The following is an 11,872-nucleotide window of genomic DNA, read 5'->3' on the forward strand; positions in this document are numbered from 1 at the left end:
ATTCCTTTGCCGGGTGCCTGCCTGTCGGGGCGTCGGTCTATGTGCGCGGTTGTGTCTGTTGGCTGTCGGTGAGCAGCTGTACGAATTCCTGGGGGAGCACGGCTTTGCTGAAGAAGTAACCCTGCCCTTCCTCACACTGGAGGGCCTTGAGAAAGTCCAGCTGTTCCAGGGTTTCCACGCCTTCGGCGATGATATTGAGGTTGAGGCTCTTGCCCAGGCTGATGATGGCGCTGACCAGCGCCGCGTCGTTGTTTTCGCTACTCAGCCCGCGTATGAATGATTGGTCGATTTTCAGTACATCGACCGGGAACCGTCGCAGATAACTCAGGCTGGAATAACCGGTGCCGAAGTCATCGATTGCCAGGCGCACGCCCAACGCCTTGATGGCGTGCAGGGTCTGCACGGTAGCCTCGACGTTCTGCATCAGCACGCTTTCGGTGATTTCGAGCTCCAGCAGCGTCGGGTCGAGGCCGGTCAGTTCGAGGATCTGCACGATACCATCGACAAAGTCGTTCTGACGAAAGTCGATGGCGGAAACGTTGACGGACATACTGATCGCTGGCAATCCGGCCAGTTGCCAGGCTCGGGCCTGTTGGCAGGCCTGGGTCAATACCCATTTGCTCAGGGGAACGATCAACCCACTGTCCTCGGCCACTCCGATGAAATCCGTTGGGTACACCCACCCGTGACCGGGTTTTAACCAGCGAATCAAGGCTTCCGCACCGACCACTTTGCCGGAACGCAAATCAAGTTTGGGTTGGTAATGCAGGACGAACTCGTCGCGCTCCAGCGCCAGACGCAGGCCGGATTCGATGCTTTGCTGTTTACGGGCGCGCTGATTCATCTCGTCGATGAAAAAGCTGAAGTCGTTAAGGCCTCTTTCCTTGACGTTGTGCATCGCGGTTTCGGCTTTCTTGATCAACGGTACGGCATCGAAGCCGTCGTCCGGGTAGATGCTGATGCCCAGGCTGGCGGTCACGCTCAGGTCATGGCCGGCAATGTGCTGCTGGGTGTTGACGGCTTTCAGCAGCTTTTCGGCAATGCCTTTGGTTTGCTGGGGATGGTGGACGTCCGCGAGGATCACCACGAACTCGTCGGAACCGTAGCGAAACACCGAATCGGATTCACGCACCGTGGACACGAGGCTCTGGCCTACCCGTTTGAGCATTTCGTCGCCAACCGGATGGCCCAGTGCGTTGTTGATACGCTTGAAGCGGTCCAGCCCCAGAAACATCACGGCCAGTTGTTTGTCGTGCCGCCGTGAAAGGGCCAGGGACTGAGTCAGTCGATCACCCAGCAAGGTGCTGTTGGGCAGACCGGTGAGTACATCGTATTGCAACAGATGGGAGACTTTGAGCAACTCCTGAACGCGGTCCTCGATGGTTCGCTCCAGGCTGAGCATTTTTATCGCCGCGTCCTGCGCCATCTGCCATTTCCAGGTCAGGGCACTGGCCATCTGACGGATTTCCAGGCTGTCGAAAGGCTTTTTCAGCACCAGCAACTGGTCGCCGAACGCCAGGCGTTCGGCCATCGCTTCCCAGGTGTAGTCAGAGAAGGCGGTGCATAACGCAATTTGCAGGTTCGGGTCGACCTCCCAGAGTCGTTCGATGGTTTCCAGGCCGTCCCAACCTGGCGGCATGCGCATGTCGGTAAACGCCAGGGCATAAGGCCTGCCCTCGGCCTGGGCACGTTTTACCAGTTCCAGCGCTTCTTTGCCCTGGTAGGCGGAATCGAGGAAAAACTTCGGGTGAGCGCGTCGTTCAGTGCCGAATAACAGCTCTTCGGTGCCGGCCAGCGACGGCTCATCCGGCACATCGGGGCTGAGGATCTTGCGAAAGTCCTGATGGATCGAAGGCATGTCATCGATGATCAGGATGCGCCGGTTGGTGGGGGCGAACGATGGTTTCATCCCCGGTCCTCCGGTGTATAGGACGAGTCTTCGAGCAGCGGGTTCGTTGCGCCGGGGAAGGTCGGAGGCACGATGCTGCCGGCCATCAGCAACGCCGCTGCCTGCTGGCCGCTGACAGCTTTGCTGAAGTAATAGCCCTGAGCGTTCATTGGCGAGCCGGTGGAGATCAGCGAGCTGCGATGTTCCTGGGTCTCGACACCCTCGGCAATGATGCCGATCCCCACTTCGCGGGCGAAATTGATGATCGCGCGCAAGGTCGTGGCGCTGGCGGGATCGCGGGTCGCGGTGTCGATGAAGGCCTGGGCGAGTTTGAGGTGATTGACCCGATAGGTCTTGAGGTAGTCGAACGAGGAGTACTCGGTGCCGAAGTCGTCGATGGCTATTTTCACCCCCAGCTCACGCAAGCGCGGCAGCACATCGTTGTGGGTCCATTTGGTTTGCGCCAGTGTCGCTTCGGTGACGTCGAAGCGCAGGTCCCAGGGGCAGAGGTTCCACAGGGCCGTGGTGCGCAGCACGTCGTAGATCAGGTCCGGACCGCTCTTGAGCTGGGCCAGCGAAAGCTTGATCGCAATCACCGGGGGCGCCATGCCATCGTCGCGCCACTGACGCATTTGCTGGCAAGCGCGATTCAGCAACCAGTGCCCGAGCGCGATGATTACACCGGTTTTTTCCGCCGCGGGAAGAAACATATCGGGTTCCAGTATTCCTCGCTCTGGATGACTCCAGCGGACCTGGGCTTCCATGCCGAGGATCTTCCCGGTGCTCAGGTCGACTTCGGGCAAGTAATGCAGTTCCAGCTGGTTTTGCTCGATGGCCTGTTTCAAATCGTTGGCAATCGACACCCGGTCGAGTACTTCCTGATTGATCTCCTCGGAGTGGAAATGGTACTGGTTGCGGCCTTTTTCCTTGGAGCGATACAGCGCCATGTCGGCCTGAGCCAACAGGCTCTCGGGACTCAAGCTGATACTGGAGTAAGTACTGATGCCGATGCTGACCGAAACCCGCACGTTGTTTCCGTCGAGTGTGTAGGGCAGCACCAGCTCATCGCGGACCTTGCCTGCCAGGGCCGCCGACTGTGTTGGGTCGTTGGCATCGAGTTGCACGATTGCAAACTCGTCACCACCCAGACGCGCCACAAGGTCGTTTTCGCGGACACAGGCCTTGATGCGTCGGGCGACTTCCTGCAACAGCAAATCCCCGATGGGATGCCCCAGGGTGTCGTTGATGCGTTTGAAATGATCGAGGTCCAGGTAGAACACGGCGAAGGGTGCGCCGCCCCGACGGGCGGCAGCGAATGCCTGGTGCAGACGTTCGAGGAGCGTCGTCCGATTGGCCAGCCCGGTCAGCCCGTCGGTACGTGCCAGCAGGGCGATCTTCTCTTCGGCCAGTTTGCGTTCGGTGATATCGATGATGATGCCTTCGACTTCCAGCAAACGACCGTCCTGGTTACGCACCGGCACGTAGCGGTTTTCGACCCAGCGCCAGTCTCCGGTGCCGGTGCGCAGACGAAACTCGATGGACGCCCCGACAGCGTCCCGGTCGAGTATCCGTGCCATGGCATTGTCGACTTTGCCTTGGTCCTCGGGATGAATCAGCTCCTGAGCCCAGTTTGCCGACGCCACCAATTGCGCGGCCACGTGACCGAATTTGGTGATGTTGTGGGAAATGTACATCAACGGGAACGAGGGTTCGCCGCGCAGCCGGTACAAAATGGTCGGGCTGTTCTGCACGATGATATTGGCGTCGGACAGCTCGCGGGTGCGCTCTTCGACCGCCTGCTCCAGCAGGTTCATCTTTAATGCGGCTTCTTCGGTCATTTGCCATTTGACGGTCAGGGCGCTGGCCATCTGGCGGATTTCGATGGCATCAAAGGGCTTCTTCAGGATCAGCAGGCGATCGCCGAGTTCCAGTCGTTCGGCGATATCGTCCCAGGAGTAGTCGGAATACGCGGTACACAGCGCGACTTGCAGTTTTGGATCGACCTGCCAGAGCCGTTCGATGGTTTCCAGACCGTCCCAGCCGGGCGGCATACGCATATCGATAAAGGCCATCGCATACGGAAGGTCCTTGGCCAGGGCGGCTTCGACCTTGCCCAGGGCTTCCAGGCCCTGAAAGGCGCTGTCGAGCACAAACCCCAGATCCGAAGCCACCACTTGCGTGCCGAACAGGGCTTCTTCAGCGCTGCTCAGCGCATCATCGTCGAGCACGTGGGGGCTGAGGATCTTGGCAAAGTCCTGATGGATAGAGGCGGTGTCGTCGACGATCAGGATCCGCCGGTTTTTTCGCGCAAACGGTGTCTTCATTGCAAAGCACCGTTGCAAATGAGCCCTCGCAGCGTTGTGTTCATACGGCGTCCCTTCCTGATCGCAGTGTGCTAAGGGGGCAGATCTTGGATCCAGGTACCCTGAGCATAGTCTGCGACTGTCAAGTTCGCCGCCTGCCGTGTGTCAAATCTATAGCGAACTGTGCTGAAAAACCGTCTAGCCTGTAGTGCAGGCCCGTGGAGGAGGGGGAATTCCCTTGGGTGCTCACAAACGACTGGTCTGTTTCAGCTGAGGTAATGCCATGGATGAGCTGCTTAAACCCCGAGTGTTACTGGTTGATGACGAAGAATCGATCCTCAATAGCCTGCGTCGGCTGTTGCGCGGCCAACCCTATGAGGTGCTGCTGGCCACCAGCGGCACCCAGGCGTTGGAGATCATGAAGCAGCAACCGGTCGATCTGGTGATGACCGATGCACGGATGCCCAACATGGACGGTGCGACCCTGCTGGCGCACATCCACGAGCGCTATCCCGATACCGTACGCATCCTGCTGACCGGGTATGCCGACCTGTCGATGATCATCAAGGCGATCAACGAGGGGCAGATTCACCGTTACATCAGCAAACCCTGGAACGACGAGGAAATGCTGCTGACGTTGCGTCAGTCGCTGGCGTATCAATGCTCGGAGCGCGAGCGGCTGCGTCTGGTGCAGTTGACGTGGGATCAGAACGAGGAGTTGAAGCGGCTCAACGTGTCCCTGGAAAAACGTGTCGCAGCGCGCACTGCCGAACTGCAGCAGACCGCCGACATGCTCGACCTGGCCTATGAAGAACTCAAGCACAGCTATGTCACCGGCACCGAAGTGTTTTCGCTGCTGGCCAATCTGCGTCTGCCACCGGCCAAGCAAACCAACCGGCAAATCATCGATCTGGTGCGTATCTATTGCCAGACCCATGGGCTGGATGAGGCCAGCAGCCGAGACCTGACCATGGCTGCGGCGCTTTACAACATCGGCAAGCTGAGCTGGACCGACAGCATGATGACGACGCCTTCGGACCTGCTGCATCACCCCGAACGGGAGCTGTATCGCGGTTATCCGAAACAGAGCGAATCGCTGTTGATGACCCTTGATCCGATGAAGGATGCCGCACGCCTGATCCTGCACCATCAGGAGCGCTGGGACGGCAGCGGGTTTCCCGATCGCCTCAAGGGGGAGGCAATCCCCTTGGGTTCGCGCCTGCTGAAGCTGGCCGTGGACTTCATCGAATTGCAGTGCGGGCTGATTCTTGAGCGAAACATGAACAGTGATGAAGCGCTGCTGTTCATCCGCAAATACAGCGGGCGTTTCTACGATCCGGAGCTGGTGGAGGACTTCGTTCAGGTTTGCGCCACCTACCAGCGTGATGTCACCCTCGGCGATCCGACGGTCAAGGTGCTGAGTACCCGCGACCTGGCAGCCGGGATGGTGCTGGCGCGCAACCTCAATGCCGACAACGGCATGCTGCTGCTCAATGCCGGCAAGGTGCTCAATGGTCCGCTGGTGGAAAAACTCATCGCCTTCGAAGCCATGGAAGGGGCCAGGTACAGTGTATTTGTCCATGTGCCCGAGGAGCTGGAAACGGTGATTTCTGCATAGATAGCGTTGTGAACTTCACCGGGCGTCCTTAGGCGCACGGCTTGCCGGCGATGGCGATTCCACAGACGTCATCACAGGCAAGCCATGTTCCTGCGGAGCCTGAGTGGCGGTGTTTTTCGAGGTGACGCAGAACCTGCACTCATGTGATCCTTGCGTCTTTTGCCCAGGACCATCGTTGATCCATGACGCTTTCATCCTCTGTTTCACCGCGCATTATCCGCATTGCCGCTGCCTTGCTGATCGGCCCGGATGGTCGAACCCTGCTGGTACGCAAGCGTGGGACCCAGGCTTTCATGCAACCGGGTGGCAAGATTGAAGCCTGTGAGCAACCGATCGATGCGCTGGCCCGCGAGCTGGAAGAAGAACTGGGTTTGCTCATCGACACCACTCAAGCGAGTTATCTGGGCAAGTTTTCCGCCCCGGCAGCCAATGAGCCGGGGTTTGTGGTCGAGGCCGAGATTTTTCAGCTGGATATCCAGCAACAGGTCACCCCGGCAGCAGAGATCGAAGAAGTGCTGTGGGTTGATCCGCACACTGTCGTTGATGTCATCCTGGCGCCATTGACACGAGACCAGATCCTGCCGTTTTATCGAGCCTCCCTGACGGCTCCGGCCTGACCGCTCAATGGCAAGGACTGCGTCATGATTCCAACCCCCGATCCGTTGATTTTTGCGGCGGCCTCGCTGCTGCTGGTGCTGGTGCTGCCCCCAAACCAGCGCATGTCCTGAAGCACATGGCAATCCAACGACTCGATGCCAGCCACGCACTCGCTTACCGGGCGCTGATGCTTGAGGCCTATGACCGTCACCCGCAGGCGTTCACGTCGAGTGTCCGCGAGCGCGCGGTGATGCCGTTGAGCTGGTGGGAGTCACGCTTGACCAGCCCGCTGGACGTGCTGTTCGGCGCATTTGAAGGCGACGAACTGGTGGGCATTGTCGGCCTGGCCTTCGAGGCACGGGAAAAAGCCCGGCACAAGTCAACGCTGTTCGGTATGTATGTGTCAGGCACGGCCAGACAGCGCGGGCTCGGTTATCAGCTGGTTCAGGCGCTTTTYGACGAGGCACGACGTCGGTCGGGTTTGAAGCTGATTCAATTGACCGTCACCGCTGGCAATGACGCCGCAATGGCGTTGTACCAGCGTTGCGGTTTCGTGCAGTTCGGGCTCGAACCGCTGGCAGTGCGGGTTGGCGAAGAGTACTTCGACAAGATCCATATGTGGCGCGAGATCTGAAACCAGTGCGATTACCTGTGGGAGCGAGCCTGCTCGCGATAGCGGTGTGTCAGTCATATCAATGCTGGATGTGCCGCCGCAATCGCGAGCAGGCTCGCTCCCTCATTTGATCGGTGTTGCCCGATCCATGTGAGTCAGCGCACCGCGCTGACCCCATCCAGAGTCGAGAACGAGGTGTCCTTGGCTGTCAGCAGGAAGTCGCGCATGTACGGTGCGTCGAGCATGTCGGTGCGAATGGCCGCGTACAGCGTGGCAAACAATCCTTTCTCACCGAGCCGCTTGGCCTTCACGTAACCTCGTGAGCTGTACTCATGCAGCGCCCAATGTGGCATGCCGCAGACGCCACGGCCGCTGGCCACCAGTTGCATCATCATCACCGTCAGTTCCGAAGTACGGACCTGCGCCGGTTCAATGTCGGCCGGCTCCAGGAAGCGGGTGAAGATGTCCAGCCGATCGCGTTCCACCGGGTAGGTGATCAGGGTTTCGCTGAGCAAATCTTCCGGGACGATGTACGGCTTGTTCGCCAACCGATGCTGGTTGGCCACTGCGAGCATCGCTTCGTAAGTGAACAACGGCACGTAGGTAATCCCGGCCAGTTCCAACGGGTCGGACGTCACCACCAGGTCCAGGTCGCCACGGGCCAGGGCCGGCAGCGGAGCGAAGGAAAAGCCCGACGCCAGGTCCAGCTCGACTTCCGGCCAGGCATCGCGGAACTGGTCGATGGTCGGCATCAGCCACTGAAAGCAGCTGTGGCATTCGATCGCCATGTGCAGCCGTCCGGCGGTGCCACCGGCCAGGCGTGCGATGTCACGTTCGGCACCGCGCAGCAGCGGCAGGGTCGCGTCGGCCAGTTGCAGCAGGCGCAGGCCGGCGCTGGTGAACCGCACCGGTTTGGTTTTGCGCACGAACAGCGGCATGCCCATGCGCTCTTCCAGCTCTTTGAACTGGTGGGACAGGGCGGACTGGGTCAGGTGCAGACGGTCGGCGGCGTCGACCAGGCTGTCGGCCTCGCGCAAGGCGTGCAGGGTTTTCAGGTGACGTATTTCGAGCACCGGGGGGCTCCATGAGTAAATTTTGTGATCAACACGAAAAGGTTGAGTTTGTCTCATGTTGGGTTGGCTGTCGACAATAGGGCCATCTTTTATAGGGAGAAACTCACCATGGCCTTGGCCCACACACTCGGTTTTCCACGCATTGGCGCCGACCGCGAGCTGAAAAAAGCCCTTGAATCCTACTGGAAAGGCGACCTCGATCAGGCCGGGTTGCAAAGCGTCGGCCGTGAACTGCGGGCCAGACACTGGCAAGTGCAGAAAGACGCCGGCATCGACCTGCTGCCCGTGGGCGACTTCGCCTGGTACGACCAGGTGCTGACGCACTCGCTGACCTTTGGCGTGATTCCCGAACGCTTCGACAGCACCAAGGATGCGCAAGGCCTGCCGACCCTCGACACCTTGTTCGCGATGGCCCGTGGCGCCAGTGCAAAGTGCTGCGGCGGTGAGCCAGCCAAGACGCACCATGCGCAGGAACTGACCAAGTGGTTCGACACCAACTACCACTACCTGGTCCCGGAATTCAGCGCTGACCAGCCGTTCAAACTGAGCTGGGAGCAGCTGTTCGACGAAGTCGACGAAGCCCACGCCCTCGGGCACAGCGTCAAGCCGGTGATCATCGGCCCTTTGACTTATTTGTGGCTGGGCAAAACCAAAGGTAACGACTTCGACAAGCTCGAGCTGCTCGAACGCCTGCTGCCGCTGTACGGCGAAATCCTCAATCGGCTCAAGGCCCAAGGTGTGGAATGGGTGCAGATCGATGAGCCAATCCTGACCCTCGACCTGCCTCAAGCCTGGAAAAACGCTTTCGAACGCGCCTATCACATCCTTCAGTATTCGCCGCTGAAGAAACTCGTGGCCACCTACTTCAGTGGCCTGGAAGACAACCTCGGGCTGGCCGTGAGCCTGCCCGTGGACGGCTTGCACATCGACGCGGTACGGGCGCCGGAACAACTGGGCCAGGTACTCGATCGCCTGCCGACTTACAAAGTGCTGTCGGTGGGCCTGGTCAACGGTCGTAATGTCTGGCGCTGCGAGCTGGAACAGGCACTGGCGCAACTGAAACCGGCGCAAGAGCGTTATGGCGACAACCTGTGGGTCAGCAGTTCGTGCTCGCTGTTGCACAGCCCGGTGGATCTGGACCGTGAAGACACACTCGACGCCGAGCTGAAGAGCTGGCTGGCGTTCGCCGTACAAAAGTGCGGTGAAATCGCCGTGCTGCGGGATGCGCTCAACGACCCGCAAGCGCCGAAGGTCCAGGCTGCGCTGGCGCAGAACCGTGCCGTGCAGGCCAGTCGTGCGCAGTCGCCACGCATCCACAAAGCCGAGGTGCAGGCCCGCGTCAGAGCCATTTGCGACACCGACAGCCAGCGTCATTCGGTGTTTGCCAAGCGTATCGAGTTGCAACGCGAACGTCTGAATTTGCCGGCTTTCCCGACCACCACTATCGGCTCGTTCCCGCAGACCGCATCGATCCGTCTGGCGCGCCAGTCGTTCAAACAGGGCAAGCTCTCGGCCAACGATTACACCGACGCCATGCACAGCGAAATCCGTCATGCGGTGCAAATCCAGGAACGTCTTGGTCTCGATGTGCTGGTGCACGGTGAAGCCGAGCGCAACGACATGGTCGAGTACTTTGCCGAACAACTCGACGGCTACCTGTTCACCCGTTTCGGCTGGGTTCAGAGCTACGGTTCGCGCTGTGTGAAGCCGGCGATCATCTACGGTGACCTGAGCCGTCCGAAAGCCATGACTGTCGACTGGATCAGCTACGCGCAGAGCCTGACCGACAAGGTCATGAAAGGCATGCTGACCGGGCCGGTGACGATGCTGATGTGGTCGTTCCCGCGTGAAGACGTGTCGCGCAAAGTCCAGGCGCAACAATTGGCGCTGGCCCTGCGCGATGAAGTGGTCGACCTGGAGCAGGCCGGGATCAAAATCGTCCAGATCGACGAAGCGGCGTTCCGCGAAGGTTTGCCGCTGCGCCGGGCGCAATGGCCGGAATACCTCGACTGGGCGGTGCAAGCGTTCCGCTTGAGCGCGTCCGGCGTGCGTGATGAAACCCAGATCCACACCCACATGTGCTACAGCGAATTCAACGACGTGATCGAATCCATCGCGGCGATGGACGCGGATGTGATCACCATCGAGACCTCGCGTTCGGACATGGAATTGCTGGAAGCCTTCAAGGCCTTCGACTACCCGAACGACATCGGTCCGGGCGTCTACGACATCCACTCGCCACGGGTGCCGGACACCACCGAGATGGTCAAGTTGATGAGTAAGGCGGTGCAGCGGATCCCGGCCGAACGGCTGTGGGTCAACCCGGACTGCGGCCTGAAAACCCGCGCCTGGCCGGAGACTGAGGCGGCGTTGGTGAATATGGTCGCCGCCGCGCGGCAGTTGCGTAATCAGTTGGCTTAAGGACGCCATCGCGAGCAGGCTCGCTCCCACAGTTGATCGGTGTCGTACACAAACTCTGTATCCGACATAAATCCTGTGGGAGCGAGCCTGCTCGCGATGAACGATAACGCGGTCTACGAATCGACCGCTCGGCACTCTTCATCAAACTGTCACGTAACTGTGGCAGCGCGCTTTAACAAAGTTCATCAGACTCGCTCTCTACTGGGGTTCTGCGTTTCGGTGTTTCTTCATGCGGGTACGATTTTTTTCAACTGCGGTTTTTCTGGCCGCGCTGCTGTTCGGCTTACCGTCCTTGGCGGCATCGCGCTGCGATATCAATGTGCCGACCGAACGGGTCGATCTGGCGCAGGTGAGCCTGGCGTATCAGAGCATCGGTCGTGCGTCCGATCCTGCGTTACTGCTGGTGATGGGCTTGGGTGGCCAGTTGATTCACTGGCCGGACGAGGTGGTGGTGGCGCTGTGCGAGCAGGGTTTCCGGGTGATTCGCTATGACAATCGCGATGTCGGACTGTCGACCTGGCGTCAGGCTCCGGCCAACGCCAACCTGACCTTTGAGGTGCTGCGCTACAAGCTCGGATTACCCGTAGCGGCGCCGTATAGCCTGACCGACATGGCGGACGACGCGCTCGGCCTGATGGATGCGCTGCACGTGGAGCAATTCCATGTACTGGGCGCGAGCATGGGCGGGATGATCGCCCAGCACATGGCGGCCATGGCACCGCAGCGGGTCGAGAGCCTGACGCTGATCATGACCAGTTCCGGCGCAGAAGGGCTGCCGGCGCCGAATGCGGCGCTGGTGCAATTGCTCTCACGGCGCAGTGCACCGAACCGCGAGGTTGCACTGGAGCAACAGGCCGATCTGCTGGCCGCGTTGGGCAGTCCGCAGGTGAGTGATGATCGTCAGGCGCTGTTGCATCAGGCCGCGGTGGCGTACGACCGGGCGTTCAATCCTGAAGGCGTGAAACGCCAGATCATGGCGATCCTCGCCGAGCCGAGCCGGGTGGCGCTGCTCAACCAGTTGCGGGTGCCGACGCTGGTGGTGCATGGCACCGCTGATCCGCTGTTGCCGGTGATGCATGGCATTCATTTGGCGGCGCATATCCAGGGCAGTCAGTTGAAGCTGATTCCGGGGCTGGCTCATCGTTTTCAGGAAGCGTTCAAGGCGCCATTACTGGCGGCGGTGTTGCCGTACCTGAAAACCCATCGTGAGGACACCTCGCATTGGGCGCAGATCAATCCGGTGCAGGCACCGAATCTGTTGTAAAACGTTTGTAATGGGCAAGAGCCCTGTGGGAGCGAGCCTGCTCGCGATGACGGAGTATCAGCCGACATMTATGACAATAGTGTCATCGCCATCGC

At 59.9% G+C, this 11,872-nt stretch carries 8 protein-coding genes; 5 read left to right on the top strand and 3 right to left on the bottom strand.

Annotated features, from left to right (window positions below):
• Nucleotides 1-37: 37 nt before the first annotated feature.
• Nucleotides 38-1,909: a GGDEF/EAL domain-containing response regulator gene (locus AC1DHT_RS02500; protein ID WP_427541133.1), complete on the bottom strand. Its 1,872-nt coding sequence runs from the start codon at nucleotides 1,907-1,909 to the stop codon at nucleotides 38-40.
• Nucleotides 1,906-4,212 (bottom strand): GGDEF/EAL domain-containing response regulator, encoded by a 2,307-nt coding sequence (locus tag AC1DHT_RS02505; protein ID WP_427541129.1) that lies wholly within the window; start codon nucleotides 4,210-4,212, stop codon nucleotides 1,906-1,908. Before AC1DHT_RS02505 ends, AC1DHT_RS02500 begins: the two co-directional genes overlap by 4 nt.
• 262 nt (nucleotides 4,213-4,474) lie before the next feature.
• Between AC1DHT_RS02505 and nosR the strand changes: the two genes are divergently transcribed.
• The 3 genes from nosR (at nucleotide 4,475) to AC1DHT_RS02520 (ending at nucleotide 7,040) form a co-directional block, all read left to right on the top strand.
• The gene (gene nosR / locus AC1DHT_RS02510) at nucleotides 4,475-5,809 is read left to right on the top strand and encodes a response regulator c-di-GMP phosphodiesterase, NosR family (RefSeq protein ID WP_427541126.1); all 1,335 of its coding nucleotides are present in this window, start codon (nucleotides 4,475-4,477) and stop codon (nucleotides 5,807-5,809) included.
• 182 nt (nucleotides 5,810-5,991) lie between these two features.
• Entirely contained in the window at nucleotides 5,992-6,426 is a 435-nt protein-coding gene (locus AC1DHT_RS02515; protein WP_427541123.1) for an NUDIX hydrolase, read from the top strand.
• 116 nt (nucleotides 6,427-6,542) lie between these two features.
• Nucleotides 6,543-7,040, top strand: a complete 498-nt coding sequence (locus AC1DHT_RS02520) for a GNAT family N-acetyltransferase (protein ID WP_427541120.1) — start codon at nucleotides 6,543-6,545, stop codon at nucleotides 7,038-7,040.
• Between the two features lie 134 nt (nucleotides 7,041-7,174).
• Here the strand turns inward: AC1DHT_RS02520 and metR are convergent, their stop codons facing one another.
• On the bottom strand, nucleotides 7,175-8,092 hold the full coding sequence (gene metR / locus AC1DHT_RS02525; protein ID WP_427533420.1) for a transcriptional regulator MetR: 918 nt from the start codon (nucleotides 8,090-8,092) through the stop codon (nucleotides 7,175-7,177).
• Nucleotides 8,093-8,200: 108 nt separating this feature from the next.
• On the opposite strand from metR, the gene metE reads away from it, so the two are divergent.
• Nucleotides 8,201-10,513, top strand: a complete 2,313-nt coding sequence (metE, locus tag AC1DHT_RS02530) for a 5-methyltetrahydropteroyltriglutamate--homocysteine S-methyltransferase (protein ID WP_427541117.1) — start codon at nucleotides 8,201-8,203, stop codon at nucleotides 10,511-10,513.
• A gap of 229 nt (nucleotides 10,514-10,742) precedes the next feature.
• Nucleotides 10,743-11,777 (top strand): alpha/beta fold hydrolase, encoded by a 1,035-nt coding sequence (locus tag AC1DHT_RS02535; protein ID WP_427541114.1) that lies wholly within the window; start codon nucleotides 10,743-10,745, stop codon nucleotides 11,775-11,777.
• Nucleotides 11,778-11,872: the final 95 nt, after the last annotated feature.

The sequence above is a fragment of the Pseudomonas sp. 05N432 genome (assembly GCF_056396945.1).